At 46.4% G+C, this 26868-nt stretch carries 27 protein-coding genes; 13 read left to right on the plus strand and 14 right to left on the minus strand.

Translation table 11 applies throughout. The annotated features are described in order from the left end of the window. The first annotated feature begins 54 nt into the window (after positions 1–54). Entirely contained in the window at positions 55–720 is a 666-nt protein-coding gene (locus EBO34_RS08030) for a hypothetical protein (protein ID WP_122897380.1), read from the plus strand. A 13-nt stretch (positions 721–733) separates the two neighbouring features. Next, the gene (locus EBO34_RS08035; RefSeq protein ID WP_183163766.1) at positions 734–1720 is read left to right on the plus strand and encodes a CgeB family protein; all 987 of its coding nucleotides are present in this window, start codon (positions 734–736) and stop codon (positions 1718–1720) included. On the opposite strand, the gene EBO34_RS08040 is transcribed toward EBO34_RS08035, so the two are convergent. Then, positions 1698–2042 (minus strand): DUF1360 domain-containing protein, encoded by a 345-nt coding sequence (locus tag EBO34_RS08040; RefSeq protein WP_122897382.1) that lies wholly within the window; start codon positions 2040–2042, stop codon positions 1698–1700. The two genes, EBO34_RS08035 and EBO34_RS08040, sit on opposite strands and share 23 nt — an antisense overlap. Before the next feature lie 179 nt (positions 2043–2221). On the opposite strand from EBO34_RS08040, the gene EBO34_RS08045 reads away from it, so the two are divergent. From EBO34_RS08045 to EBO34_RS08060, 4 genes are all read left to right on the plus strand, one after another. Continuing rightward, the gene (locus EBO34_RS08045; RefSeq protein WP_122897383.1) at positions 2222–2578 is read left to right on the plus strand and encodes a hypothetical protein; all 357 of its coding nucleotides are present in this window, start codon (positions 2222–2224) and stop codon (positions 2576–2578) included. 321 nt (positions 2579–2899) lie between these two features. Continuing rightward, positions 2900–3997, plus strand: coding sequence for a CotS family spore coat protein (locus EBO34_RS08050; protein ID WP_122897384.1), 1098 nt, complete (start codon positions 2900–2902; stop codon positions 3995–3997). Beyond that, complete coding sequence (locus tag EBO34_RS08055) at positions 3994–5358, plus strand: glycosyltransferase family 4 protein (RefSeq protein ID WP_122897385.1); 1365 nt, start codon at positions 3994–3996, stop codon at positions 5356–5358. Before EBO34_RS08050 ends, EBO34_RS08055 begins: the two co-directional genes overlap by 4 nt. Positions 5359–5823: 465 nt before the next feature. Beyond that, positions 5824–7524 (plus strand): hypothetical protein, encoded by a 1701-nt coding sequence (locus EBO34_RS08060; RefSeq protein WP_122897386.1) that lies wholly within the window; start codon positions 5824–5826, stop codon positions 7522–7524. Between the two features lie 596 nt (positions 7525–8120). On the opposite strand, the gene EBO34_RS08065 is transcribed toward EBO34_RS08060, so the two are convergent. The 3 genes from EBO34_RS08065 to EBO34_RS08075 form a co-directional block, all read right to left on the minus strand. Then, positions 8121–9170 (minus strand): M42 family metallopeptidase, encoded by a 1050-nt coding sequence (locus tag EBO34_RS08065; RefSeq protein WP_122897387.1) that lies wholly within the window; start codon positions 9168–9170, stop codon positions 8121–8123. A 111-nt stretch (positions 9171–9281) separates the two neighbouring features. Further along, positions 9282–10421 (minus strand): glycosyltransferase family 4 protein, encoded by a 1140-nt coding sequence (locus tag EBO34_RS08070; RefSeq protein ID WP_122897388.1) that lies wholly within the window; start codon positions 10419–10421, stop codon positions 9282–9284. Between the two features lie 5 nt (positions 10422–10426). Next, positions 10427–11707, minus strand: coding sequence for a UDP-glucose dehydrogenase family protein (locus EBO34_RS08075; protein WP_122897389.1), 1281 nt, complete (start codon positions 11705–11707; stop codon positions 10427–10429). 184 nt (positions 11708–11891) lie between these two features. Between EBO34_RS08075 and EBO34_RS08080 the strand changes: the two genes are divergently transcribed. Then, on the plus strand, positions 11892–12707 hold the full coding sequence (locus EBO34_RS08080) for a UTP--glucose-1-phosphate uridylyltransferase (RefSeq protein ID WP_122897390.1): 816 nt from the start codon (positions 11892–11894) through the stop codon (positions 12705–12707). Positions 12708–12830: 123 nt separating this feature from the next. On the opposite strand, the gene EBO34_RS08085 is transcribed toward EBO34_RS08080, so the two are convergent. The 4 genes from EBO34_RS08085 to EBO34_RS08095 all read right to left on the minus strand — a co-directional run bounded on the left by EBO34_RS08085 (position 12831) and on the right by EBO34_RS08095 (position 16314). Next, on the minus strand, positions 12831–12917 hold the full coding sequence (locus EBO34_RS08085) for a YjcZ family sporulation protein (protein WP_122897391.1): 87 nt from the start codon (positions 12915–12917) through the stop codon (positions 12831–12833). Between the two features lie 102 nt (positions 12918–13019). Next, on the minus strand, positions 13020–13799 hold the full coding sequence (fabI, locus tag EBO34_RS08090; RefSeq protein ID WP_122897392.1) for an enoyl-ACP reductase FabI: 780 nt from the start codon (positions 13797–13799) through the stop codon (positions 13020–13022). A 230-nt stretch (positions 13800–14029) separates the two neighbouring features. Continuing rightward, the gene (locus EBO34_RS20630) at positions 14030–14182 is read right to left on the minus strand and encodes a hypothetical protein (RefSeq protein WP_183163844.1); all 153 of its coding nucleotides are present in this window, start codon (positions 14180–14182) and stop codon (positions 14030–14032) included. Between the two features lie 83 nt (positions 14183–14265). Further along, the gene (locus EBO34_RS08095; RefSeq protein WP_122897393.1) at positions 14266–16314 is read right to left on the minus strand and encodes a cation:proton antiporter; all 2049 of its coding nucleotides are present in this window, start codon (positions 16312–16314) and stop codon (positions 14266–14268) included. A 190-nt stretch (positions 16315–16504) separates the two neighbouring features. Here EBO34_RS08095 and prpE point away from each other — a divergent pair, with 190 nt between their 5' ends. After that, positions 16505–17245 carry a bis(5'-nucleosyl)-tetraphosphatase PrpE gene (gene prpE / locus EBO34_RS08100; protein WP_122897394.1) on the plus strand — a complete coding sequence of 247 codons (741 nt, stop codon included), beginning with the start codon at positions 16505–16507 and terminating at the stop codon, positions 17243–17245. Positions 17246–17400: 155 nt separating this feature from the next. Here the strand turns inward: prpE and EBO34_RS08105 are convergent, their stop codons facing one another. The 4 genes from EBO34_RS08105 to EBO34_RS08120 are packed head-to-tail and all read right to left on the minus strand — an operon-like array spanning position 17401 to position 20175. Further along, positions 17401–18303 carry an RluA family pseudouridine synthase gene (locus tag EBO34_RS08105; RefSeq protein WP_122897395.1) on the minus strand — a complete coding sequence of 301 codons (903 nt, stop codon included), beginning with the start codon at positions 18301–18303 and terminating at the stop codon, positions 17401–17403. After that, positions 18296–19090, minus strand: a complete 795-nt coding sequence (locus tag EBO34_RS08110; protein ID WP_122897396.1) for an NAD kinase — start codon at positions 19088–19090, stop codon at positions 18296–18298. Before EBO34_RS08110 ends, EBO34_RS08105 begins: the two co-directional genes overlap by 8 nt. Positions 19091–19104: 14 nt before the next feature. Then, the gene (gene yjbM / locus EBO34_RS08115; protein WP_122897397.1) at positions 19105–19746 is read right to left on the minus strand and encodes a GTP diphosphokinase; all 642 of its coding nucleotides are present in this window, start codon (positions 19744–19746) and stop codon (positions 19105–19107) included. A 27-nt stretch (positions 19747–19773) separates the two neighbouring features. Continuing rightward, a complete protein-coding gene (locus EBO34_RS08120; protein WP_122897398.1) occupies positions 19774–20175 on the minus strand; it encodes a UPF0738 family protein in 402 nt (133 codons plus the stop codon). A 164-nt stretch (positions 20176–20339) separates the two neighbouring features. On the opposite strand from EBO34_RS08120, the gene EBO34_RS08125 reads away from it, so the two are divergent. The 5 genes from EBO34_RS08125 (at position 20340) to EBO34_RS08145 (ending at position 23391) form a co-directional block, all read left to right on the plus strand. Continuing rightward, positions 20340–20921, plus strand: a complete 582-nt coding sequence (locus tag EBO34_RS08125) for a CYTH domain-containing protein (protein ID WP_122897399.1) — start codon at positions 20340–20342, stop codon at positions 20919–20921. A gap of 18 nt (positions 20922–20939) precedes the next feature. Beyond that, positions 20940–21539: a lytic transglycosylase domain-containing protein gene (locus tag EBO34_RS08130; protein WP_249414029.1), complete on the plus strand. Its 600-nt coding sequence runs from the start codon at positions 20940–20942 to the stop codon at positions 21537–21539. 147 nt (positions 21540–21686) lie between these two features. Beyond that, positions 21687–22067 (plus strand): globin domain-containing protein, encoded by a 381-nt coding sequence (locus tag EBO34_RS08135; protein ID WP_122897400.1) that lies wholly within the window; start codon positions 21687–21689, stop codon positions 22065–22067. A gap of 28 nt (positions 22068–22095) precedes the next feature. After that, complete coding sequence (locus EBO34_RS08140) at positions 22096–23019, plus strand: ClpXP adapter SpxH family protein (protein WP_122897401.1); 924 nt, start codon at positions 22096–22098, stop codon at positions 23017–23019. A gap of 162 nt (positions 23020–23181) precedes the next feature. Beyond that, positions 23182–23391, plus strand: a complete 210-nt coding sequence (locus EBO34_RS08145; RefSeq protein ID WP_249414030.1) for a hypothetical protein — start codon at positions 23182–23184, stop codon at positions 23389–23391. 156 nt (positions 23392–23547) lie between these two features. On the opposite strand, the gene pepF is transcribed toward EBO34_RS08145, so the two are convergent. Both pepF and EBO34_RS08155 read right to left on the minus strand, forming a co-directional pair. Continuing rightward, complete coding sequence (gene pepF / locus EBO34_RS08150; protein ID WP_122897402.1) at positions 23548–25365, minus strand: oligoendopeptidase F; 1818 nt, start codon at positions 25363–25365, stop codon at positions 23548–23550. A gap of 127 nt (positions 25366–25492) precedes the next feature. After that, entirely contained in the window at positions 25493–26737 is a 1245-nt protein-coding gene (locus EBO34_RS08155; RefSeq protein WP_183163767.1) for a competence protein CoiA, read from the minus strand. Positions 26738–26868 lie beyond the last annotated feature (131 nt).

Consider the following 26868-nt stretch of genomic DNA (forward strand, 5'->3'; position numbering starts at 1 on the left):
TGAAAAAGACGTGCATACATATTTTATATCAAAGGCTTAATCGGGGTGATTGAAATGAAATCAAAACAAACGTTCCATCCGAAAAAGCAAGATGATTCAAAACTTCAGCTCGAGCAGAAGATTCTACACTACCGCTCTGAAGTCGCTAAATATAAAAAACAGGCAGAAGAATTACGGGGTCTCTTAAAATCCGCCAGAAAAAAGGGCCATACAGGACAGAAAGAAGGAGAAGGGTCCTATTCCCCGCGTGTTTCATTAGCAGCTAAGGCTTATTTCAGTTATTCGACTTTTTTACCCAGAGAGGGGGAAGAGCAGGATAATCAGATCCATGCCATTGGTCATTTCACATTTGAAAACACGGGGAATCATATTCTTCATGACCCTGTCTTCTGCTTCCGGACCAAACCGGCGAACCGTGTGAATATTGGCGGTAAAATCCGGATGACCCAGGCACTGGACCATACATGGATGACGCCGAAAGAAGAATGGGTATACGTTCAAAATGACTGGAAGGAATGGGTGAAAACAAAAGGGGAACACTGGCTGAAACCTGTGCACATCGATACCATTAAACCTGGAGAAAAAGCGATTTTTTCAAATTTCGATATGGCTGTAACTCCCGGAAAGAAGGACGATCACATTCTGATTGAAGGATTCTGTTATGCAAGAGAACTCCAAAAAGGAATTGCAAGTGTCAACACAATCAGCTTATACCTCTAGGGGGGTTCGTTCCATGAAGATCGCTTTGGTAAAAAGTAACCCTCTCCCTTACGAGCATGAAAGTGCTGTGAAACAATTTGCTAGGCATGGGGTCTTTGTTGTTTCCATTTCACATGAACAGCCTGAAGACGTTTATATTGCCTGGCTTAAAAAGGAGCGTCCCGACTTTGCTTTTTGTTTCTTTCAAAAAGGAGAGTGGGACCGCTTTTTTTCTGCCTGCAAAAAGACAGGTACACCCCTTGCCGGCTGGCTTATCCGCGATCCCTATGAGCTGGATTACACAAAGCGGATGGTCCATCACTTTGATTTGGCTTTCTCACCTGACAAAAATACTGCAGCGGTGTACAGAAAGCTAGGACATCAGCATCTTTTTGACCTGCCTCACTGTCTCGTGCCGGAGAGGTATTTTCCGGACAAAACGAGTAAACAGATTTATCAGAGTGATCTTTGCATAACAGGCGATGCCGATCACAAAAAGGCAGGCTATATAAACTACCTTCACCGTCAGACCGACTGGACGCTCCGGGTTGTGGGCAGAGGCTGGAGCAATGCCATCAGGGAGTTTAAGCCTTCTCCACGCCTGCTCGCTATAAATTACTGGGTGCCCCCTCAAATCGCGAGGCTTTTTTACTCAAACACAAAAATCGTTCTGACCATTCCGGATGAACTTAAGGCTTCAGATAATGCAACCGGTTTTCCTGCAGCGAGCCCCTCCCCCGACTTTTTTGCCGCCGCCGGCTGTAAGGCATTTCAGCTTGTGGAAAAAAGAAAAGGAATCGCAGGGATGTTTCATTCTCCGAAAACCATTGTGCAGATGAACTCAAAAGAAGAATGCCTCGCCTTTGCCGGCCACTACCTCGAGAATGAAAAAGCACGGGTTTTAATGGCAGAAGCAGCACGAAACGAAATAATGAGAAATCATACCATCACTCACCGGATCTCCATGATCGTCAGCTGTTTGATGGAATACACCACTGCTATTCATCAAGAAGAAATCTGACTGTGACGGCTTCGATCAGGGCTGCCACTCCGGCCACCGCCAGGAGGATAATCACGAAGCTGGATATAGTGGGCAGGTAATAGTAACCCCCAACAAGAACAGCCGATGCCCAGACCGATGTGCACCAGTGACATGTAATCAGTTCACCTATGACCCTGTTAACCCGTCCGGCTTTAGGCACATAGTATTCTTCTCCTTCTTCTTCTGTCACTTCTAAAAATAACAAACGAAACCTGAGCATAATCCGGTCATAGACGACCAGATGCGTTAACCTGAATGCCGCCAGAGACAGTAAAACAAGTCCAAGCCAAGTAACTTCCATGTGATCACCTTCTTCTCAGTCTTACCATACTTTATGAATCAGGCTTTCATCATGTACTGGTTCCCTGTCCCGTTTTTTAACGATCAGTGGAAAAATACGTTCATTTCTTAATAAAAGAAGGGCAACGTTTTCCTCTTTTGCATACGTTAAGATGACTAACGAATGCGGAGGGAATAAGTGTGAGTAAACAGGTAAAAAAGATTGTCATTGAAATCGAACTTTCATCAGGGGATGAAGTGGTCCTCAGTCAGCGCAGCGGAGAAACCGAGGTAAACGTAGAAGGGGAAGGCATTTCCGCTTCCATTTTTCATGATCTGAATGAATCCGACGATTTATCTTCCGATGAAATCGCATCCCGGCTTAATGACAAACTACATGTTAAAGAGGTCGAGTCTGTGGAAGTCACATTCTCATACGACGATGATTCCGAACTGGTGTATGAATATGAAAAGGATGATGAGTCAGGTCTTCTGCAGCTTGATGAAGAAGATGATGATGATGACAGCGATGAAGATAATGAGGATGATGACGAGTAACCTTCGAGGTTTTGACATACTTGTTTTAGTTAACAAGAGCCCGAACCAATAACATGCGTTGCATATAAATTGCTCCTGAAATATACTTCGCTTTAAGCGGGAAGCTGGTGAGCCTCCTCGGGCTGCGCCCTGTGGGACCTCACCTTTTCTTTTCATCCAGCAGGAGTCTGCGTTCCATCAATTACAAAAATTCAAGACAAAATCTTTTCAACAGCCTGAGCCCGCCTTTATCATAAAGGCAGGTTTTTCTGTGCACCAATCTAAACAATTTACAGGCGGATGAATATAGTAGAGGGAGACATTTATCCAGGAGGAGATATTATGACCGATCAACTCATCACTCCTTGGGATCTTGATGGAACACTGCCGGAGTTTTTTGTACCGGAATACATTGAGAATATGGCGCAGGACGTCATTGCCCAATACGATATGACTGTATCATCCATGGAAGTGATCACGACAAAGGCCGATAAAGGAGGACTCATCTGGAAGATTGAAACGAATCACGGACCGCGGAGTTTAAAAATTCTTCACCGCCGCCCTACCAGGAGTCTGTTCAGTATTTATGCACAGGAATATCTCGTTCATGAGAAAAAGGCACGGATACCGGCAATCATTCACAGTAAGGAAGGACTGCCTTATGTGATCTCGGGAGGAAAAATATGGTTCGTTGCAGATTGGATTGAACCACTCGTCCCAGTCACCAAAGATCTTGCAGGTGCCGAAGCACTCTGTCACGCGATTGGAGAATTTCACACCCTGTCCAAAGGTTATACCCCTCCCACCGGTGCTGAAAATGCAAGCCGGCTATACCGCTGGCCAAAGACGTACGAAAAAGTTGTGAAAAAGATGAGCTGGTTCAGAAACATCGCCAATGCGTATCATGAGATGCCGGCCGCCTCCACGATTCTGTCTCTACTCGATGAGTTTGAGCGCCAGGCTGTCAGTGCCCGTGACCAGCTGATTCAATCCAACTACACCACTCTTGCCGCCCGTGGAAACAAAGACTGGGGACTTGTCCACCAGGATTACGGCTGGTCTAACGGGCAGTCCGGACCCGATGGCATGTGGATCATTGATTTGGACGGAGTCGCATATGACATTGGGATCCGTGACCTCCGAAAGCTCATTACAGGAACGATGGACGACATCGGAAACTGGGACGTAACCTGGATGAGAGGGATGATTGAAGCCTATCACCAGTCACACCCGATCGATCCTGATCTTTATGACCTCCTTCTGATTGATATGAGCCTGCCAAACGAGTTCTATAAAAACGTAAAAGAAATGGTTTATGAGCCGGAATTGTTTATGGACGGTAACCTGGACGCCTTATGTCAGCGAATCGCCACAACTGACCAGTCCAAATGGCCTGCCATTGAAGAGCTCCGAAAGCTGAAAGGGGATATCCTGAAATGAAAATAGCGATTATCTGTACTGAAAAGCTCCCGATTCCCCCTATTCGCGGCGGCGCTATACAGACCTACATTGCAGGTGCCCTGCCATCATTAAAAAGACACCATGACATTACTGTTTACGGACGGTCGGACGAAGCCCTTGCCGACCGGGAAACCGCTGATGGTGTAAAATACATCCGTGTTCCCGGCGGACTTCTTGAAACGTACCGGGACGGTATTGCCGCGGTGTTAAAAGAAGAAACGTATGACGTGATTCATATCTTTAACCGTCCACGCCTCGTTGAAGCTGTGAGAAACGCAGCTCCAAAATCGCGCCTTATCCTGAGCATGCACAATGACATGTTTAAAAGAGAGAAAATTTCTCCTGAGGAAGGGGCGGCGGCTGTTGCTCAAGTAGATAAAATTATTACAATCAGTGATTACATCGGTCAGTCGATTGTTAAAGACTATCCGGAAGCGGCTCCGAAGCTCAAGACCATCTATTCCGGTGTCGACTTAAACCAGTTTGTTCCTGCGTCCACTTCAAAAGGGAAACAGCTGCGTGATGCCGTCCGTTCGGAGCACAACCTCGGTTCAAAAAAGGTCATCATGTTTGCCGGACGGCTTTCAGCCAACAAAGGAGCCGATGTTCTTCTTGAGGCCATCCCGATTCTGGCAAAAAAACATTCAGACATTGCCCTTGTTCTGGTGGGGAGCAAATGGTTCAGTGACAACAACGTCACAGACTACGTCGCATACGTACGGGCGCTGGCCCAGCGGATGCCGGTTCCTGTTATTACAACCGGATTCGTGGATCCCAATGAAATCCAGCGCTGGTTCGCCGCAGCCGACGTTTTCGTTTGTCCTTCACAGTGGCAGGAGCCCCTTGCCCGTGTTCACTATGAAGCGATGGCGGCCGGTCTTCCGATTGTTACAACGGCCCGGGGCGGTAACCCTGAGGTCATTGACCCCGGTGTAAACGGATTTGTAATTGAAAACCCTGAGAATCCTCAGGAGTTTGCTGATAAACTGTCACAAATACTCGGAGATCCCGGGAATGCACAGAAGATGGGGGCAAACGGCCGTAAGCTGGCCGAGGAGCGTTTCCAATGGATACGGGTCGTAAGCGATATTCTTACAGTGTGGAAAGAGATGGCACACAATATCGAAACCGGGCAGCCCCTCGGACTTGGTGAAGGTGCTGTACCAGTTGAATCTGCAGAGGTTGAACCGCTCGAAGCTGTTGAGGTTATTGAGATTGATGAAGTGGCTGAGATTGTTGAACAACCTGAACACATATACAAATATACAAACAATCCCCCGTCATCTCCAAAGCTGTTTATGGCAAACCAGACAAAGCAACGGAAGCGCCGGGTAAGTTAATCGTATTTTGATAAGTTATTTATTGGCAATGACTTCCTTCATTGCTTCAGAGAGCGGTTCATAGGGTAAAATGCACCTTATGTGCCGCTTTTTTTGTTTCAGATCCTTCTCTTTCCAGTGGTGCAGGACATCACCGGTATACCTTCTCTTTACAAACGCTGTTTTGTAAAGAAAGTAGCTATTTAACGGTTACGATCAGCGTTTCTTGTTTAGCCACTTCTTTCAGCTCTATTCTACCGTCTTGAACGAATTTCTTAGGTGCTGCACCCTTTTTTACACTTAATTCCATCATTTCTAAATATCGTTCACGCTTTTTTACAGTTAAAGCCCCCTTTTCTACAGTAAGTCACCACCATTCTACGTTTAGTATCCCCCCTGATTCCTCCCAAAACGAAACCTTCTTCCCCGATCTTCGTATATAATTAAGAAGCTATTTCACAAAAATTTTGGGGGAGTTCATACAAGATGTTTATTTACAGCTTACTTACCGCACTTCTTTTTCTAAATCCCATTCCAAGTTTATGGGTAACATCCTTTAAAACGAAGAAAGGTTCACGTTTATTTCTTTATGAAAATGTTTCACGCTACATGATCGGGGTAATCGTAAGCTTTTTTATTTTTTACGTTGGCCTGATTGATGTGACGTGGCACGGAATCCTCAGCAGTTTTGCCATTATTATTATTCTGAATCTCTTATCCTCAGCTTCCCTGTCCTATTACTATGAGAAGAAAACAACGTTATCCAACCGCGGTGCATTTATGGTCGGATGCCTTCTTGCTGCCGGGATGGCTTACATGTGGATTGTGTATCCCGCACAGACTGCACAGGACCGGCACAGCCTTCCAGAGGCCACTGTAGAAATGGACGTCATGGAAAGCGCAAGTGAAGAGAACATCCGTGTTGTTCCTTATGGAAATGCCCGTTACCGCTCGGAAATCGTGTTTGGTGAATTGGACAATTCCGCCCGCTATCACCTCGGGGAATCGAGCATTCAAAAAATTGATGACGAACTCTACTGGGTCAGTCCGATTGAATTTGACGGCTTGTTCCGCTGGTTTACGACTGACCATGTCCCAGGCTACATTAAAGTGTCAGCGGAAAATCCGAACGACCAGGCCGAGCTTGTTGACACGTATGAAATGTCCTATGTACCTAGCGCCTACTTCGGTGAAAATGCTAAGCGAATGGTCCGAAGTGAGTATGAAGACATAATCATCGTAAGTGAATCGTTTGAGCCCGATGAGAACGGTCATCCGTACTATGTATTTTCCTATGGCTATTATGAGTTTTTCAGACACGGCAATAAAGCGGATGGCGTTGTCGTTCTTGATGCTGTATCCGGAGAAATGGAAAGGTACGACCTTGATGATATGCCGGAGTTTATCGACCAGGGGGTAGCTGAAATGACGGCCCTTAACTATGCTACCTGGTTTGGTCAGTACGGCGGAGGATTTATTAATCGTTTCATCGGACGGGACGGCGTTCACGAGCCCCGCCGAAATGAAATGATCGGGGTATTTAATGCTGATAAAGATATGTACTGGTTTGTCGATCACGAAAGACCCCGGGGCTCAGGAAACACGATGGTCGGTTTCTCTATGATCAATGCCAGAACCGGTGAAATGACCTATTACGGAGGTCAGGAAGCACGGGGGATCTTAAACGGTAACGCAGCCCGCGATCGTGTGGACCGTGCATTTGAACGTGAACAGTGGATCGGAACCCAGCCGGTTCTTTACTCTGTTTACGGACAGTACACATGGGTTGTTCCGGTAGTTGACCGAAACAACGGCTTCCAGAAGATCGCCCTCGTCCACGCTGATTCCGGACGTGTGGTCTATGCCGATTCCCGCCGGGAAGTGTTTAACGAATACCAGAACTTCCTTGCTACAGGTCTTGATGAGGACATTGACATTCCTACTGATATGGCCAATGAGGTGGAAGAAAACCTTACCGTCGAGCGTGTAACCCAGTCCACAGATGAGGACGGAACGATTGTGATGATTTTGTTTGAAGGAAAAGAACAGGTGTTTACTGTCCCTGTAAACCGTTCGCAGCTGGCTTTGTTTATCGAGCCGGGGGATGAACTGCTTGTTCAGTATATTGATACTGAAGAAGATACCATAGCAATCCAGAATTACAGAAACGAGTCGCTGGACCGGTAAAGAAACGAAACCGCCCGGAAGGTTATATTCCGGGCGGTTTTTATTTCGCTGTTTCTTTAATTGTTAAAATCAATCCTTCGGAAGTGAGAGACAGGTGAGCCGCCACATCTCGGGGAGAATCGCGCGAATCCGCGAATAGGGAGCGTATCCATTGAATGAAGCTTAGAGGATCGATGAGAGGTTAAACTCCCTCCCCCATTTTTTTCAAAGTACCCTTCTGTCAAACTTGTAAGGCCTGTTTGGAATCCTTGCATCGTACTTTCACGTCTTTTTTAACACGATTCTTCCGCCGGAATGTCAAACATCCACTCGCACGATGCGCTCTCAAAATCAGAAGATATCGATACACACCAGATGCAAAATACCGCAACACAGTGAGAATATAATCCTCATGAACGCCTGATTTAGCATAGGTTTTGTTTTTCAACAAATAAAATGGAGCGAAAGGCGGCGACTCCTGTGGGATTAGCATCAACTGAAGACCCCGCAGGCGGTCTTTCCCGAGGAGGCTGAAGTGATCCCCTCGGAAAGCGTCCGACTGCAGCGGAATGTATCGTTGAATTACAAAGATCATACAACTAGATCGGAAGATCCCTTTATAATACTAATTCCGACTGCAAATAGTGATAGAGCAATTTTGTAGTTTCTTCAATGGACGTGATATGCGTTCGTTCGTAAGCGTGGGACGAATCGATTCCCGGTCCTACAAGACCATGGACGATGTCGTGTCCCGCACGGATCGCAGCAGAGGCGTCGGATCCGTAATACGGATAAATATCGAGCTTGTAGCCGATCCCGTTCTTTTCTGCCAGCTCAGTGAGGTTTTTACGAAGGCCGAGGTGATATGGACCGCTTGCATCTTTTACACATATAGAAGCGGTGTATTCATCCGTCTGCTGGCCATCCCCCATTGCCCCCATGTCCACAGCAAGGTATTCAACTGTTTCAGGTGTAATATTGGAGTTTCCGCCGTACCCGATTTCTTCGTTGTTTGAAATAAGAAAGTGAGTCGTATACGGAACCTCAATCTTCTCTTCTTTCACCTGCTTGATAAGCTGCAGAAGAATGCCAACGCTTGCTTTATCATCAAGATGACGTGACTTAATAAAACCGTTCGGCAGTACCTCGACCCTTGGATTGAGACTCACAAAGTCCCCTACTTGAATACCGAGCGCTCTGACGTCTTTTTCCGACCGGACTTTTTCATCAATCCGGACCTCCATATTATCCTGGTTTCTATCGGCTTTTCCTGCATCTTTATAGACATGAACAGAAGTCTGGTGCATCAGAATGGTGCCCGTAAACGCGCTGCCTTCCGCTGTTTCAATTTCACAGTACTCTCCTTCGATGGCATTGTATTTATATCCGCCGATCAAATCCAGCTTCAGGCGGCCGCTCGGTTTGATCTCCTTTACCATTGCCCCGAGAGTATCTACATGAGCTGTTAGCATACGGTGCCTGTCCTCATCTTTGCCGGGCAGTGTGGCGATAAGTCCTCCCTTACGATTCCGGGTCGTCTCAACTTCCATCCCCGTCAAAAACTCTTCCACATATGTAATCACCTTATCCGTATTCCCCGATGGACTGGGAATCATTACAAGCTTCTTAATGAGCTCAACGGTCTCTTTTGAATCTGGATAACTCATACGCCTCTCTCCTTTTTTGTTTGTTTTGGGGTCTTGTTTTGGGGTCTGGCCCTGTGTGAATTTTTCCACACAGGGCCAGACCCCCGACTCTTTTTTTATTATAGCAGACTCTCACGTTCGGTTGAGGCTGTCGTAGACATCTGTCACCCGTCTCGCTGCGTTTTTAAACTGAAAGTTTGCTTCTACAAAGCGCCTGCCGTTTTCTGTGATGTAGGACGTAAGAGAGGGTGCCTGCAGGTAATATTCAATCCCTTCTATAAACGCTTCGGGCTTTGTGTAATCATCAATCAAGTAGCCGTTCTGCCCGTGAAGGATGACTTCCCCGTTTCCCCCGCGGTTTGTTGTTACTATGGGTATTCCTGCAGCCATCGCTTCATAATGAACCCTGGCAAGTGGTTCCTCCCACTGGGAAGGGCATACAAAAATATCGCCCATGAGGAACATGTTGCCGATCACATCAGACGGAACAAACCGGGTAAATATCACGTGGTTCCTTAAACTCCGGGCCTGCCTGTATAAATCTCTCGTATAACGGTTCATGCCATCATCGGAAAACCATTTGCCTCCTACGATCATTAAAACAAGATTCGGGTGTTTTTTTACTAGGGTTTTCATGGCATCCACGAGGAGATGGGCACCTTTGTTCCTGGAAAGCCTCCCCACAAACAGGATTACCTTTTTATTTTCCACTTCATAGCGTCTCCGGTATTCCGACCGAATCTCTATCCCTGTTTCCGACTTCCTGAGAGGAAATTTGGACAGATCAACTCCGGAGTATACAACGGTGGTTTTTCCCGCTGCTTCCGGAAAGCGTTCTATGACACGCTGTTTAATAAAATAGCTGATGGTCACAACCCGGCTTACGAGGCGGACAACTTCAGCCCCTTCTTCATCACTGATTTTTTCAACTGCCATCATATCATTGTGGAGACCGAGGACAAATCTGCTCCAGGGGGAGGAATTGTAATAGAGGTGAAGGTTGGCCGGGCGGTTAAACACATGAATCACGTCATACCTCCGCCTCTTTAAATGGTCTGCCACATTTGTTTCGTAACTCTCTTTCGGAAAATGAATGTATTCTGTCCCGTTTTCAGCGCTGTAGTCTTTAAGATTCGGATCACTGATTGAATAAATCGTAAGCTGGTATTTTTCCTTTAGAAATGGCGTAATCCCATCGATAAACATTTGAATGGCTCCGCCTTTTACAGCGGGAGCGGGAAGACTTTCGGTACAGATGAGGGCAACCTTCACTGTCCTCACACCCGTCCAGAGCCGATTGCCCGGTATGTTAAACCGGCTTCTGTTACAGTTCTGTGATTAAGAACATTTCGGGCATCAAGGACAATGTTTCCTTTCATTAATGAACGGACCCGGTTCCAATCCACTGAGTTGAAGACTGCCCATTCCGTAGCAAGGATAAGGGCATCCGCTTCTTTCACAGATTCATAGAGGTCATGCTGGGAAACGATGCCTTCCACTTCTTTTACCAAAGGGTCGAAAGCAAGGACTTCGGCACCTTTTTCAATAAGGGAGAGGATGAGCAGAATGGCCGGCGAATGCCTTGTGTCATCGGTATCGGGCTTAAAGCTTAAGCCCCAGACTGCGATGCGTTTCTGCTTAAGAATCCCGAGATCTTCTTCCAGCTTGGCGGTATATCTGTTTACCTGCTGGTCGTTTACCTTTGCTGCAGAAGGAAGAAGGTGTGCGTCCACCTGTTTCCCGGCTGCAGAATAAAGGAGGGCACTCAAATCCTTGGGCAGGCATGATCCCCCGTAGCCTAGTCCGGAACGCAGAAACGCAGGACCAATTCTCGGATCTGCGCCGATCCCTTCAGCCACTTCCTTTACATTTACATGAAAAGCGTCACAAATTGAGGCGATTTCATTAATAAATGAGATTTTGACAGCTAAAAACACATTGGATGCGTACTTGATCATTTCCGCCCCTGTGAGGGTTGTTTCATATACGGGAGCGTTGGTGAATGCAAACAGTTCCTTTACGACAGACGCTCCCCTTGCTGATTTTGCTCCTATGACTACCCGGTCGGGGTTAACTGTATCGTAAAGGGCGGTTCCTTCTTTTAAAAATTCCGGATTGGAAACAACGTCAAAAAGAGCCGGGTCTGCATTTTCAAGCAGCGTTTCATGGATCCATTCGTTTGTTCCAAGGGGCACGGTGCTTTTTGTTACGATGGTTTTGTAGCTTGTAATGCCGGAGGCGAGATCGTCTATTGCTGTTTTTAAATAGGTGAGGTCGGGCTCTCCGGTTGCTTTAGGAGGTGTTCCTACAGCGATAAAGACCACATCTGCTTCTTTTACTGCTGATACAGTCTGGTCTGTAAACGTCAGTTTGTTGTTTGCCAGTGTACGGTCCAGTACCTCCTGAAGGCCTGGTTCGAAAAAAGGGACCTGCCCTTTTGCCAGTTTTTCAAGTTTACTTTGGTCATTGTCGATGCATGTGACGGTGCTGCCTTTGTCTGCCAGTACACACGAGGTTGTGAGCCCTACATATCCTGCTCCTATAACTGCGATTTTCACGCTTGTTCCTCCCTGTCCCTTTGTTTCCCAAACATCTCTGCTGGTATATCCTACTGACGGTTCTGTGGTTCGTGCGGAGGTTTGGGAAAATGTGCGGATACCTATGATTGTGGGTGCCCGTTTTCACAGGGTACAACCGTCACGGGGCTGGTTTTTGAATACACCATAGTAAGGGGGAATGATGATGAACGTTCGTAAAGCGATCATTCCTGCAGCAGGATACGGGACGAGGAGCCTCCCCATTACGAAAGTGTTGCCGAAAGAGATGTTTCCGATTGCAGGAAAGCCAGCGATTCACTACATTGTCGAGGAAGCGGTTGCAGCAGGTATAGAAGAGGTACTGATTATTGTTTCGAGAAATAAGAACGTGATTTTGGATTATTTTGACCGGTCGTTGGAGTTGGAGGCATTTCTTGCGATTAATAACAAGGAGTACCTGCTTGAAAAAACGACCCTGCCTAAAGTTCATATACAATATATACGTCAGCCGTTTGCCAGGGGACTCGGGGATGCGGTTTTATTAGGGGAGCGTTTTGCCCACGGGGAACCGTTTGCCGTATTGCTGCCGGATGATTTTTTTGTAACCGGTGGTGGCGTAGGGGCTCTGGAGCAGCTCGTTGAGCGTTTTTATAAAACTGGGAAATCAACCGTTGCTGTTCAGAAGATGGAGAAGGCTGATCTGCATCAGTACGGTGTGATTAAACCTGGTCAGGCACAGAGCGGGGAAGCGTCTGATATAACAGATATCGTGGAGAAGCCAAAGGTTGATCCTCCCTCCGATCTCGCAGTTTGCGGGCGGTACGTGTTCACACCTGAGCTCTTTTCCTGCCTTCATTCTGTTCTTCCCGGGGCAGGCGGGGAAATCCAGCTCACCGACGGGATCCGGAGTATGCTAAAGACCAGTCCGTGCGAGGCACTGGAAGTCAAAGGCACCCGGTTTGACCTTGGGAAAGAAGAAGAATATTACCGTCTCATCGAACACTACTTAAAAAACAGGTGAAAAACCTCACAGAGGGTCAGACCCCGGGAAATGATTTCCCGGGGTCTGACCCTCTGTGATTTTGTGAGCATCTTCATCAGAGCAAAAAAAAGAGCATCTCGGTGGAGACACTCGTTTCCTTTATTAGCAAACGTAAGCTGAACCTACGATTACCAGCAAAATGAATAGAACAACTAGTAGTGTGAAACCGCTACCGCCGCCGTAACCCATTCCATTCACCTCCAGACACCTTACTCGTTTGAGATCCCTCTCTGTATAAGCATATGCCCGAGGGATGGAATTGGTCTGGACGGCTTCACTAATTTCGGGCGATTACATTAAGCCAATTGTACTGTATCCCCCGTCCACATGGAGCATTTCCCCTGTGATAGCGCGGGACATGTCACTCATTAGGAAAAGAGCTGTATCGCCTACTTCTTCCTGGGTAACTGTACGTTTAAGCGGTGCTTTTTCTTCAATTTCCTTAAGGACTTCATTAAATCCGCCAATGCCTTTTGCAGCAAGAGTACGGATCGGGCCTGCTGAAATAGCGTTTACACGGATGTTTTCTTTCCCGAGGTCGTTGGCAAGGTACTTCACGCTTGCGTCAAGAGAAGCCTTTGCTACCCCCATCACGTTGTAGTTTTTCACCACACGTTCACCACCGAGGTACGTGAGTGTCACAATGCTTCCTCCCTCTTTCATGAGCGGGCGTGCTGCCTTGGCTACAGCAGTGAGTGAGTACGCACTGATATTCTGGGCTAAAAGAAAGCCTTCACGTGTGGTGTTCAGGTACTCTCCTTCGAGCTCTTCACGTTTGGCAAAAGCGATACAGTGAGCGATCCCGTGGATGGTTCCGACTTCTTTTTCGATATCCTGGAACGTTTTTTCCACTTCTTCGTCGTTGGTAACGTCACATGGAAGGATGACAAAATCATCACGCTCCAATGTTTCAGCGAGCTGTCGTACGTTTCGCTCAAGGCGTTCTCCTGCATATGTAAAGATCAGTCTTGCACCTGCATTGGCAAGTGACTGGGCAATTCCCCAGGCGATGCTCCGTTTATTTGCTACTCCCATCACAACATATGTGCGGTTTGATAAATCAAGATTCATCGTAGAGCCTCCTCATCAAATTATATAGCTAGTATTATTAGTTGGTACTAATCTTTGTCCATTATAGCAGAATTCACTGAATAATACAGGCTGATCGATGAAATAAAACATTCGTACAGGTAAATTTCTTGTTCCTGGACTAAATCAATTGAAGAGAAGCTGAATCGTTTACCTACACCATTAAATTGGCTGAAGAAAAGCTGACTCCTATAATCACACATTTTACTCCATTACCCTTTGCTCGTCTGGATGTTTCTCTTTTCGTAGTCACAGTCCGGGCACTCAAAAATAACATTTTGATTTGACTGAGCGGTGAGGACGCTTTGGATCGGGTAGTGGTTGCGGCAATTCGGACATTGTACCATTGGTTCTTCCATATTCACGGCAGACAGCCTCCTTTTTTACATAGGGTGCGTTTAACAGGAAAAATCATTCCATAAAAAAAGAAGGCAGACCGCCTCCTTTTTTATCTATTCGTAAAATCCCTGCTGATGACGGTCCCTTTTGTACCACGGTCATCGACGGCAGCTTCTTTCGTAAACAGCACGATAAAGCTTACGATCTTTGTTTTTTGAATATAAACCGGCAGACGCTCAAGACGGTGGTGCCAGCTTACGGTCCCCCTGCGGGCACTCAGGATTACAAGAAGATCCGTTTCTTTAAACGTGTCATAATAATGCTCTTTTAAGTCAATCCATTCGTGGATCTGCTCCACTTGTGTAGTGATTGCAGGCTTGATGCCGGCAAAAAGGTCTCTGTATTTTTCCTTTTGATCACCAACAACAATAACAAAGAGCGCTGCACCGATCCGGCTCGCCAGCATTTTAACCGTGCGGAATGCTTCATCGGCACCGCTCATATGATCGAAGCCTTTCGGAACGACTGCAACTACCCTCCTCGTCACATTCAGAGGATGTGACAGCTTGGAGACGAGAACCTGCCTGTCGGTGTACTCGACCACGTCATCAATGACGCTGCCGAACATATTGCCGGCCCCGCTTTTTTGGCCGTTCCAGCCGACAATGACCGTTGAAATGCGGTTGTCCGTTACCGCATAGGAGATCCGCTTTGCAGGGTTATTCCCTACCCTTGTGAGAGGTGTCACAGAAACATCGGCAGCTGAGGCGTACACAACTGCGTGACCGAGCATTTTTTCAGCCTGGGCGATTTTCATTTCCCTGTTTTCGCTGCCGCCCTGAACAACCGTCATCGGGTACAAAGGCTCGGTTGAGAGTGGATTTTTCAGCGTAATGGCAAGCTCAAGAAGATTATCCATCGTCTCAGGATTGGCCATCGGAATTAAAATCCGCTCAGGTACCTGCTCTTCTTTAACAGGTCCGGTATCTTCCACATAGGCAAGCTTCCGGCCGAAATGCTCGGTCAGGCTCGGCCCGGTGATACAGGTCAAAAGGATCATAATAATCACACCGTTGACAACCGCCACGTCAAACAGCCCCAGTTCGTAGCCCACAAGTGTTGCAGCCAGCGTAGCTGCCGCCTGTGGAATACTCAGGCCGTACATGACTTCCCTCTCTAGTGAACTGTAACCGTACAGCTTGGCGGAAATAAACACAGCGAGCCATTTGCCCAGATTCACAAACACCACGATAGACAGCGCAAGAATAATGGACGAAGGATACTCGAGGAGGAGCCTGAAGTCCATAAGCATTCCCACCGATAAAAGGAAAAACGGGATAAACAGGGCGTTTCCGACGAATTTTATCCGGTTCATAAGCGCTCCGTTCTCAAGGATAAGACGGTTTAGGGCAAGGCCTGCAAGGAAAGCGCCAATAATCGGTTCAACCCCTGCCAGAATTGCGAAGAAAGCACAAAGAAACATAATGCTCATCACAAACACGTAATCGAGTGACCCGCCCCCACTCAGCTTGATGAAAAACCGTTTGCTGATGTAGGGAACACCGAAAATAATCACCGTGGAAAAAACGGCCAGGCTGACAATGAGCTGGACCCAGAACCAGAGAGTCAGTTCTCCCTGCACAGCCCCTGCCACAATGGCGAGAACAAGCATGGCAAGCGTATCTGTGAGGATCGTGCCCCCAACGGTGGTCGTCACTGCGCGGTTTTTTGCAATCCCCATCCTGCTTGCGATGGGATAAGCCAAAAGAGTGTGTGACCCCAGCAGCGAGCCTAGGAGGACAGCGGACCATATGGAATAGCCCAAAACCAATCCAAGCAAGGTTCCAAGCACAAACGGGATAAAAAAGGACAGAAGTCCGAATTCAATACTTCTTCTTCTGTACTTTTTAAACCCGTCCAAGTCAATTTCAAGTCCGGCAATAAAAATGATATATAAAAGTCCGACGGTTCCTAATATAACGATTGTTTCATTTCGCTCAAGAATCCCGAGCCCGTTCGGCCCGATGATCATACCTGCGATAAGGACACCAATAATGCCAGGTATCCGAAATCGGGTCATAATGAGCGGCGAAATGAGAAAGATAACCATAGCAATGGCAAAAATAAATACTGGATGAGCAACGGGTTCAGTGACCATCTCATTCTCCTTTTTATGTAACGATACTTCCACGGCAGTTCATGCATGACTATACAAGTACCGTGGTGTAAAAAACGTTTCAATCGTAGCTAAAGGGTGCCCGTTTGTCAATTCCTACTTTCACATTCGTACTTGAAATCATTCCATGATAGGATAAAAAAAAGCAGACCTATGTAAGGAGGCAGCCCTCTTGTTTGATATTATCGGTGATGTACACGGTTGTTATGATGAAATGATCGCTTTACTTAAAAAAGCAGGCTATCAGGTTGATGGTGACGAACGTGTTTCCCACCCTGAAGGACGCACCCTTGTGTTCCTTGGGGATCTTACCGACCGCGGGCCCGATTCGGTTGGAGTGCTCCGATTTGCCATTAAAAACTGGAAGGGAGACCGGATTCTTTATTGTCCCGGAAACCATTGTGATAAATTATACCGCTACTTTTTAGGAAGAAATGTTCAGAAAAAACACGGGCTGGAGACTACCGTTGCCGAATTGGAAGAGCTTAAGACTAAAGACTATACATTTATTTCTGAAGGGTTTAATCGGATGGTGGAAGGATCTCCTCTTTATCTGATCCTGGATAACAGGAAGCTCGTGGTCGCACATGCAGGTATACGTGGGGATTTCATCGGAAAAACAAGCAAGAAAGTAAAGACGTTTGTGCTATACGGGGACATCACCGGGGGCACCCACCCGGATGGACGCCCGGTTCGCCGTGACTGGGCAAAGGAATATACCCATGACACATACGTGGTTTACGGACACACGCCGGTCCGGGAGCCGCGGTTTTTAAATCATACGGTGAACATTGACACAGGGTGTGTGTTCGGCAACCGCCTCACGATTTTCCGATGGCCGGAAAAGGAGCTTGTAAGCGTACCGTCCGGGCAGCCTTACGTGGAGGAGAAATTCCGTCCGATCGGGGAGTGATCGATGGCATTTCTGGATTTAAGGTTGCATTTTCAAGAGGGGGGAATTAAATGGTCTTATGAGCGAATTAATCATCCCTAGGGATGATTATAATTTGACTTTAGGGGTGAATGAATCACTTTTAAGGGAGAATGAATAGAAAAAGACCCTCTCCATCACGGTGAGAGTCTTCTTTTATTCCAGGCATCTGTCAAATCTTCCGGCATCACCGCCTCGTATTCATGCTTTTCTCCTGTAAAAGGATGAACAAACATCAACGCTGCCGAATGAAGCGCCTGACGGGGGATAAAGTCGTCACTTCCGCCATACAGGGTGTCTCCCAGCAAAGAATGACCGATGTAGGAAAAATGGACCCGGATCTGGTGGGTCCTCCCCGTTTCAAGCCTGACCCGCACGAGTGTTGCATCGTCCAAAAGCTTCACAACGGTGTAGTGAGTAACCCCATGCTGACCATCTTCTCTCACTTCACGTTCAATAATACTTCCGTCTCTCCGTCCTATAGAGGCGTCAATCGTTCCCTCAGTTTCCTCCAGATGACCTTCCACGAGCGCCACATATTCTCTTTTAATCCCAGCTTTTATAAACTGATCATGGGCGTAGCGGTGCTTCGCAATGACCATGAGTCCTGACGTATCCCGATCGAGGCGGGTTACGGCGTGAAACGTGAAAGGAATGTTCCGCTCAAGATAGTAATGAATCACGCCATGAGCAAGAGACCGTCCCGGGTCATTTGAAGAAGGTACTGTTGGAAGTCCGGCGGGCTTGTTTACCACAAGCATGTGATCGTCTTCAGCGATAACATCCAGCTCCATCGGCAATGGGGTGAGCGCTTCACTCACCTTTTCCGGTGGAAAAAGAACCGTCACTATATCACCTGAACGTAAACGTTCCCGTACCCCTTTTTCAACCCCGTTAACGAGAAGCGCACCGCCACCATGCTTCACTTCAGCCAGTGTTTTTCTGGACATGCTCTTTTCTTTTCGCAGAAACGTACGAAGGAGATCTCCGTCACAATGCAAAGAGACCTCCCACGTTACGTATAAACGGTTGTTATTCATTAATAAACGACTCCTTGACTCTTTTCCAGAACGGAAACGGCCTGAAGCGGGCAAAGCGCACTTTCTGCTCTGCCACCCGGCATTGAATCGACTTCACATCCTGCTGCAAAAGCGTCAGGTGATCGATGGTTACCTGAAAATCCACATCGTTTTTCGGCTTTAACAGACATGTATGATGCTGGGGCAGAACGAGCGGGGACCCGATCGTACGATACACCCGGTTATTGATCGATGCCATCTCGGCAAGCTGAATCGATGCCAAGGACGGGTGCAGGATCGCACCGCCCAGAGCTTTGTTGTAAGCCGTACTTCCAGAAGGGGTGCTCAGGCACAAACCGTCGCCCCGGAAGGTTTCGAACAGCTCTCCCTTAATTTCAATATCCATCACGAGAGAGCCCTCTGTACTTTTCACAGAACATTCGTTCAGCGCCAAAAAACGCTCGGATTTCCGCTCACCGTTATGGCGGACAATCACTTCAAGGAGAGGATATTCCACGATCTTGAACGGGGTTTTCGCAATATGAATCACGAGCTTTTCCACCTCATCGGGCTGCCAATCCGCATAAAAGCCCAGGTGTCCCGTATGCACCCCGACAAATGCTGTGTCTTCCAGGCGGTGGGCATATTTATGAAACGCCTCAAGAAGCGTCCCGTCTCCCCCTACACTGATTACAACATCAGGATGTTCACGATCGTAGGTAAGAGCAAATTCATGCAGATACGTTTTCACTTTCTGGGCGATTGCATTTGACGTTTTGTCGCCCCTTGACGTGACCATAAATTTCATCAGCCATTATCCTTTCATTTCGAGTTCGGTTTATGGATAAAGTCTGCCGTTGATGAAATAATCTTCTGTGCTTCCCTTACTTCGCCCCGGATCTGTGACATCTCTTCATCAAGTCGGAAGGCCGCTTCTGATGCCCGGTGCAGACGCTCCTCAAGGTCACGGGGAATCTGACCAGAGTATTTGTACTGGAGGGAGTGTTCAATGGTAGCCCAGAAATTCATGGCAAGGGTCCTGATCTGAAGTTCCACCAGGACCGGTTTCTCTCCGTCAATGGTCTGCACCGGATACTCAAGGACCATGTGATACGAGCGGTACCCGCTTTCTTTTTTGTGCTTCACGTAATCAATTTCCTCAACAATTTTAAAATCATTACGGATTTTGATCAGCTCAACAACGGTGTCGATATCCCCTACGAATTGGCACATAATCCGTATGCCCGCAAGATCCTGCATGTTCCCTTCCAGTTCATTTAAAGGAATCTGTTTTCGCTTGGCTTTTTGCAGAATACTTGAAACCGGCTTCACTCGGCCGGTTACGAATTCAATGGGCGTATGGCGGGGAGAATGGGCATATTGCTCCCGCACGCCTTTAAACTTTACTTTCAATTCATCAACTGCCTGCTTATATGGAGCAAGCATTACGTCCCACTCTTTCAATCCAATCACCACCGCGGTTGGTTAGCATTACGACTCGTTTCGATTAAACGCCTTTTCCACGGCTTTCATCATCTCGTCGCCGTAGTTCGTATTGCCTTCGATATTATCGACAAGGTAATCAATTTCGGTCCAGAAGCCGGTAAGCTCAAGCTGAACCGCTTCTTTGTTTTGTGCCATCAGTTCAAGGACGACGGGGAGGTCATCTCTGACGCTCTGAAGTGCTTCCCAGGACCCGGCCGGAAAGCGGATGTATGTAAAAGAACTGTCGTCTTCGATTATGTAAATAAACGTCTTCGCATCACTGTCGGCAAGCATCTGGCCGCTCGCCTGAAACGTATGGAGGGCACTGGCGTCCAAATCCGTTTCTACTCTCACTGTGAGCTTGTCGTCTGTACGTTCAAGCTCTGAAATTGTCCATGAATTATTCATTGTATATACCTCCAAAAACATAAATCATTTCGTTCATAAGTTTATCATAATTCCCTTGTCTACGTTAATAATACCCTGTTTTCATCAAAAAAAAGCCTCATTGTATTCAATCCTGCTGTGTGAAATAATAACGAAGACGCAAGATACATGAGAAGGTGAAAAATATGAATCAGGAAATTGAAATCGAATTTAAAAATCTCCTCACCGAAGAAGAATACAAAAATCTCAGGAACGCTTATTTTACAGCTGAAGAGGCCCCTTTTTCACAGACCAATCACTATTTTGACACGCCGGACTTTCTGCTGAAACAGCACGGTTCTGCCCTGCGTATCAGAAAAAAGAAAGACCGGTTTGTTTTAACCCTTAAACAGCCCCTGGAGAGCGGGCTTTTGGAAACGCATCAGACACTCACAACAGATCAGGCTGATGCAGCCCTAACAATAAGCATTCTCCCCTCAGGCGATGTTCTTGAGCAGATTCAGAAAACACTCGAAGTCCAACAAACGTCTTTTGCCTATCTTGGCAGTCTTTCAACTGACCGGCTGGAAAAGGAAGTGGACGGCGGTCTTCTTGTTCTGGATAAAAGCACATATATAAACGTAACAGACTATGAGCTGGAGTTTGAATGTGCAGAAGAATCAGCCGGAAAAAAAGCGTTCTTCTCTCTTTTGGAGAAGCACGGTATTAAAGAAAAACAAACGATCAGTAAGATTCACCGTTTCTACGAACAGTTACACAAACTATAATCCGGGGAGCGGAAGCCTTTGAACATTCAAAACGACCATTATCAGTGGAAAGTCTTTCAGCAGCTTGGAGAGCGCCTTGAAAAGTCAATGAAGCCTGTGACACAGCAGACGTTTCAACAGGTTCTTACTTCTTCTTTTCCAAAGGCTGAAATTCCTGCTATGAAGACAGCTTCAATTCCCCTGCCTGAGGTGCCTGCAATAAATAAACCTTCTGCTCCAAAGCCAGTGTCAGGCAGCGAGGCCATGTGGATGCCCCTGATTGAGGAAGCGGGGAAAAAGCATGGCGTTGATCCAAAGCTCATCTATGCCATCGTAAAGCACGAATCCAATTTCAGGGCTGATGCAACAAGTCACGCCGGAGCAAGAGGCTTAATGCAGCTTATGCCCCAAACAGCCAAAGGGCTTGGAGTCACGAACATCTATGATCCCAAACAGAATGTCGATGCCGGAACCCGTTACATCAAAAGCATGCTGAAGCGCTATAACGGTGACACCGCCCTCGCCCTTGCCGCTTATAACGCCGGTCCGGGCAACGTGGATAAATACGGGGGCATACCTCCATTTAAAGAAACAAAAGCATATGTACCAAAGGTAATGAGTACATACACCAAAGCTTAAGATCAGGACGCCGTCAAAAATCGGCCGTCCTCTTTTTTTTGCCATTTTCCTCCTCATATGTACATCATCTCACAATCACATTTGTTGCCCAATACCTATATGCTTGCTACAATAAGGCTACATTAAAGATATTAAAGGAGTAAACCCATGAGTCACCAAGCAAGAGTACCCTACGACATCATCGGAGGCGAAAAACTGGAACAGCTCGTCGATGTGTTCTATACTAACGTAGCACTCGATAAAGAACTCGCTCCGATTTTCCCGGATGATTTCACGGAAACGGCGCGAAAACAAAAGCAGTTTCTAACCCAGTTTTTGGGAGGTCCTCCTCTATATTCTGAAGAACACGGTCATCCGATGTTAAGGGCAAGACACATGCCTTTTGAGATTACTCCCACACGTGCAAAACGATGGCTTGCCTGTATGGAACAAGCAATGGATGAAATAGAACTGGAAGAACCGTTCAGATCTGCTTTTTTAGAACGGCTCACTCAGACTGCCAATCATATGGTCAATACAATGGAGTAAGATACTCCTTTTTAAGGAGGGACGACACATGAAAACCAAAGAAGGAAACTTCGTATGCTATGACGACTTAGGGATCTGTTGTCCGGAGGAGCCATCCTCATTCTATATTCAGAATCAGGGGAAGAAACCCCTCGAAATTTATATTTTTATCGATCCCCTCTGCCCCGAATGCTGGGCACTGGAGCCTATTATAAAAAAGCTTCAGATGGAGTATGCGAACTACTTTAAAATCCGTACGTTCCTTGGCTACGAATTGAAAAAAATGAACCCTTGCACAAACCCGAAAAACAGCCGTCATCAGAAACAGATGGCTCAGTCCTATGACGAAACAGCTACACGCACAGGTATGCCCTGTGACGGAGACGTCTGGTATGAGCAGCCGATATCCATGCCCTATAACGCCTCACTTGCCGTTAAAGCGGCTGAGCTTCAGGGTGGTGCTGTCGGATCAAAGTATCTTCGTCTTTTAAGGGAAGCACTGTTTCTGCACAAACAGAACATCGCTGATGAAGAGGTCCTCATTAAATGCGCAGAGAAGATAAAAGGTCTCGATATTGGTGAATTTAAGTGCGACCTGCACTCTGAGAGCGCTGCAAAAGCGCTTAAGGCTGACGCGTGCACAACAAAGGAAATGGACGTTCAGTCCCTTCCCACCCTCGTTTTCTTTAGCGACAATGTTGATGAACCGGGACTAAGCGTTCCAGGTCTGTACGATTACTCGGTTTACGTGGATATCATTACTGACATGCTCGGCTTCGAGCCTGAGAAATGTCCGCCGATCTCGGTTGAACGTTTCGTTAAGTTTTATACCCTCGTTGCTTCAAAGGAAATCGCTGTTGTGTTTGACATGACGTGCGAGGAAGCAGACCGGGAAATGAAAAAGCTGCAGATTCAGCAGAAGGTCGAGTGCGTTCCGGTTAAGTTCGGAAACCTGTGGCGTTATGTTGGATAAACTTGATACAATCTAAAAAGGCCGGGAGGAAACTCCAGGCCTTTTCTCTTTGATGATTGCTGCTCTTTGCACTTCTTTAATGCGGACATTGTGTTTTACACAGGCTGTACTACTCTCAACAGTCCAGGCATAAAATGAATAGAAACTTCAGGAGTCAGGGAGATGGCCAGTATGCAGGGAATTTTAATCATTACAGGGATTTTAATTATCCTGATCAGTTTCTGTCTTTTAATCCTAAGTCTTATGGGGCTTTTTCCAAAATGGATCAGCATTCCTATGCTTCTTGGATCTATTTTGTTTACGGTCAATATCATTAATCAGCGTCACCGGTTTAAAGGGTTTAAGCAATTTAACAAGACGAATTTCTTATAAAAGAAGGGCGGTTCATAAGGTGGCATTATACCTTATGAACCGCCCTTTGAAGCAGCGGAGCCGCTGCCCTCTTTTGAAAGCCCTGCACGAGTGGGTTTCTCGTGTCGGGGGAGCAGCGCGTGGAGCCATTGCCCGTCTCCTTTGGGCTTTTTTAAATTACTTATCTTCAAACAACAGGTTTTCAAGCTCCGTCAGTGTTTCTTCAAACACTTTCATCGCCTCTTTAATCGGCTCTGAAGACGTCATGTCTACCCCTGCTTTTTTTAGTACTTCGATTGGATAATCCGAGCTTCCTGCCTTCAGGAAGTCAAGATAGCGGGTAACAGCCGGATCCTCTTCTTCAAGAATCTGCTTGGCCAGCGCAGTAGCCGCACTGTAGCCGGTTGCGTATTGATACACATAGAAATTGTAGTAGAAGTGAGGGATACGGGCCCATTCAAGACCAATTTCCTCATCGATCACAATGTTGTCTCCAAAGTACTTTTTGTTTAATTCATAATATGTTTTTGTAAGCGTATCAGGAGTCAGTGACTCTCCGTCAGCTGCTTTTTCATGAATAAGCTTTTCAAATTCAGCGAACATCGTTTGTCTGAAGACCGTTCCTCTGAATCCTTCGAGGAAGTGGTTCAACAGGTACAAACGCTCCTGCTTATCTTCTGTGACACTTAGCATGTAATCGTTAAGAAGGGCTTCGTTACATGTGGACGCCACTTCCGCAACGAAAATAGAATAATTGGCATACGGGAACGGCTGGTTTTTCCGCGTGTAATAGCTGTGTACAGAATGACCAAACTCGTGTGTAAGAGTAAACAGATTATTCACGTTGTTCTGCCAGTTCATTAAAATGTACGGCATCGTACCGAATGCCCCGGATGAATAGGCTCCGCTTCTCTTCCCTTTGTTTTCCTCCACATCGACCCAGCGCTGTTCAAACCCTTCCTGAACGATGCTCACATACTCATCGCCAAGAGGCTGTGCACCTTTTTTCACAAGTTCCTTCGCTTCTTCATACGGAATGTCCATCTTCACTTCTTTTACAAGAGGCGTGTACAAATCGTACATGTGAAGTTCATCAACACCTAGTGCCCGTTTGCGAAGGTCAACATAACGGTGAAGCAAGTGGAGGTTGTCATTTACCGTATCCACAAGCTGATCGTAAACGACCTCGGGAATGTGGTTGCTGCTTAATGCCGCCTGACGGGCAGAATCAAATTTACGTACATTTGCATTAAAAAGATTCTTCTTCACGTTCCCGCTGAGTGTACTGGCGAATGTGTTTTTATATTTGTCATATGTGCTGTAAACCGCTTTAAATGCTTCTTCACGGACTTTTCGGTCGGGGCTTTCAAGAAAACGCAGGTAACGTCCGTGTGTTACTTCCATCTTCTTTCCGTTTTCATCCTCTACTTCCGGAAACGTCATATCCGCATTGTTCAGCATCCCAAACGTCGTTGAAGGTGAGCTTGTGACTTCACTTACCTGGGCAAGGAGCGCTTCCTCACTTTCACTCAAAACGTGGGGACGGTTTTCATTTAATTCATTAAGCATGTGCTTATAAAGCTTTAACTGATAATGTTCTTCAAGGAAGCTTTCCAGCTTTTCTTCAGGGATGGACAAAATCTCCGGTGTAATAAAGGACGCCTCACTGCTGGCAGCAGACACAAGCTGGGACGCACGGTCATTTAACCCCTGATAAAAAGAGTTTGTCGTATCCTGATCATAGCGCATATGAGAGTATGTATAAACACGGCCCAGTTTCTCAGAGATCTGGTCCTGATAGTTAAGCGCTTCGTAAAGGGTTTCTGCTGAATCACCAAGCTTTCCTTTGTACTCTTTCATTTTAGGAATCATTGCTTTGATTTCCTTAAACTCTTCTTCCCACTTCTCATCCGTTTCAAAAATATCTTCCAGATCCCATGTTAATTCCACAGGAATTTCATCTCGTTTAGGTAATGCTGTTGATTGTTCTGCCACTGGTGGACACCTCCGGAAAAAATTTGCGTTTCCCACTTAAAAAAGTGCAAAACGATACTCCTTATACTTCGAGACACGGCCGGTAAATCCTTCTAAAATATGAAATTTATTTTTATATCCGAAATAATCACTCCTTCTTAAATTCAGGCACCCAGTTTTCCTTCCAATATCCTTTGACTTTTTCAAGAATATATTCATCATCACGGCGGAGGGTTTCCATAGGCTTTTGGAGGGTAAGATGACACAAAATTTCATAGGAGACCGGTCCTTGTTTTTTTACCACACCAAAAAAGGCCAGAATATCCAGATACTCTGTAAGCAGCCTCTGAATCATGATGTCTTTATTAAAAGGAAGCAAACGGATTTCAAAGTGATGAAGCTCTTTTTTGAAGGAAGTTTGAAGCGATTGAATGGAAAACACAGACCCCGGGCTTCGTTTATGGATAAACGCCAGGATGATCCATGATTGCCATAAGTGAGGAGGGGTGATCATAAAGAACTGCGAAGGGATTGGAACCCTGGCTAAAGCAGGGAAATCTCTGTGGTTAAGGTGATGGTAATAAAGCAGACAGGCGATTCGCTTTTCTGCCTTTCCTTTTCGATACACAGAGGGCTTCCTCCTTGCTTTTGCGGTTTCCTTACTCCATAGAAAAAAATAATAGTTCATGGCACTGCAGGTAAAAGAGCTGCTTGGATCATCATAATGGAAGAGAGATCTGTAAGAAAACGTCTCGTTTACATGTGTGCAGACAAAAGCTTTTGCAGGTGAAAGGTACAGTATGGGCTGATATTGAAAGAAGGTGCCGGTAAAGGGGTTCAGGTAAAAGGAAGTGAGCGTGAGGGGGTGTTCGTGCGGAGGATACGAAACAAAGAATCCATCCACGATAGTAAAAGGGGTTACATAACAGGCTGGTAGTGAAGTGTCGTTCGTTAACCCGATCCAGCGGACATGGTATCCTTCGTTTATGTAGCCGCTCTGCCGGTTCATAAACGTGTTCCAGGGAATAGTCGAATGCTGAAGTTCGATCACGTATTTCTGTTGATTTGCACTGAAAAGAAGATCAGGACGTTGATTCAGCGCAGACAGTCTCTGCTCAATTTTGGGGTCAAGTTGCTGTTGTCTCAACCACTCAAAGAGCAACCATTTGCCCTGAGTATGAGATTCAGACTCGTTTTTTATTGATTCGGTACAGGATTGGGAATGCATATGGGCAAAGTGCCACGCCTTTTTTATCCCGAGCTTCAGGTACATAGGGTTATTACAATCGGGGCAGAAAAACCGCGAATGTTCCCTCTCCTTCTCAAGCTCTCCTTTGGACCAGCCATCACATAGAGACAAAAGAGTGCCGTCATGACGAAGTGCTGTGAGCATAAAACCCTCCTCTTTTTTGTTACATTTATTATACAACATACGAACGTACGTTCAAAAGGGTCTTTTCTATTTAAGGTTAAATTGCCGCCGATTATTATGTAAAAATGCTGCCAAGTTTGATCAGCAGCTCT

Source organism: Alteribacter keqinensis, assembly GCF_003710255.1.
GTDB lineage: Bacteria > Bacillota > Bacilli > Bacillales > Salisediminibacteriaceae > Alteribacter > Alteribacter keqinensis.

What these genes read in the sequence shown, in the direction of transcription:
- EBO34_RS08060 (WP_122897386.1), top strand. Translation starts at nt 5,824, where the DNA reads ATGTTTATTTACAGCTTACTTACCGCACTTCTTTTTCTAAATCCCATT.
- EBO34_RS08110 (WP_122897396.1), bottom strand. Translation starts at nt 19,090, where the DNA reads ATGAAATTTATGGTCACGTCAAGGGGCGACAAAACGTCAAATGCAATC.
- EBO34_RS08125 (WP_122897399.1), top strand. Translation starts at nt 20,340, where the DNA reads ATGAATCAGGAAATTGAAATCGAATTTAAAAATCTCCTCACCGAAGAA.
- EBO34_RS08135 (WP_122897400.1), top strand. Translation starts at nt 21,687, where the DNA reads ATGAGTCACCAAGCAAGAGTACCCTACGACATCATCGGAGGCGAAAAA.
- EBO34_RS08145 (WP_249414030.1), top strand. Translation starts at nt 23,182, where the DNA reads ATGGCCAGTATGCAGGGAATTTTAATCATTACAGGGATTTTAATTATC.
- EBO34_RS08140 (WP_122897401.1), top strand. Translation starts at nt 22,096, where the DNA reads ATGAAAACCAAAGAAGGAAACTTCGTATGCTATGACGACTTAGGGATC.
- EBO34_RS08080 (WP_122897390.1), top strand. Translation starts at nt 11,892, where the DNA reads ATGAACGTTCGTAAAGCGATCATTCCTGCAGCAGGATACGGGACGAGG.
- EBO34_RS08120 (WP_122897398.1), bottom strand. Translation starts at nt 20,175, where the DNA reads ATGAATAATTCATGGACAATTTCAGAGCTTGAACGTACAGACGACAAG.
- EBO34_RS08095 (WP_122897393.1), bottom strand. Translation starts at nt 16,314, where the DNA reads ATGGTCACTGAACCCGTTGCTCATCCAGTATTTATTTTTGCCATTGCT.
- EBO34_RS08030 (WP_122897380.1), top strand. Translation starts at nt 55, where the DNA reads ATGAAATCAAAACAAACGTTCCATCCGAAAAAGCAAGATGATTCAAAA.
- EBO34_RS08040 (WP_122897382.1), bottom strand. Translation starts at nt 2,042, where the DNA reads ATGGAAGTTACTTGGCTTGGACTTGTTTTACTGTCTCTGGCGGCATTC.
- fabI (WP_122897392.1), bottom strand. Translation starts at nt 13,799, where the DNA reads ATGAATCTTGATTTATCAAACCGCACATATGTTGTGATGGGAGTAGCA.
- EBO34_RS08065 (WP_122897387.1), bottom strand. Translation starts at nt 9,170, where the DNA reads ATGAGTTATCCAGATTCAAAAGAGACCGTTGAGCTCATTAAGAAGCTT.
- EBO34_RS08035 (WP_183163766.1), top strand. Translation starts at nt 734, where the DNA reads ATGAAGATCGCTTTGGTAAAAAGTAACCCTCTCCCTTACGAGCATGAA.
- EBO34_RS08085 (WP_122897391.1), bottom strand. Translation starts at nt 12,917, where the DNA reads ATGGGTTACGGCGGCGGTAGCGGTTTCACACTACTAGTTGTTCTATTC.
- EBO34_RS08105 (WP_122897395.1), bottom strand. Translation starts at nt 18,303, where the DNA reads ATGAATAACAACCGTTTATACGTAACGTGGGAGGTCTCTTTGCATTGT.
- EBO34_RS08055 (WP_122897385.1), top strand. Translation starts at nt 3,994, where the DNA reads ATGAAAATAGCGATTATCTGTACTGAAAAGCTCCCGATTCCCCCTATT.
- EBO34_RS08050 (WP_122897384.1), top strand. Translation starts at nt 2,900, where the DNA reads ATGACCGATCAACTCATCACTCCTTGGGATCTTGATGGAACACTGCCG.
- EBO34_RS08155 (WP_183163767.1), bottom strand. Translation starts at nt 26,737, where the DNA reads ATGCTCACAGCACTTCGTCATGACGGCACTCTTTTGTCTCTATGTGAT.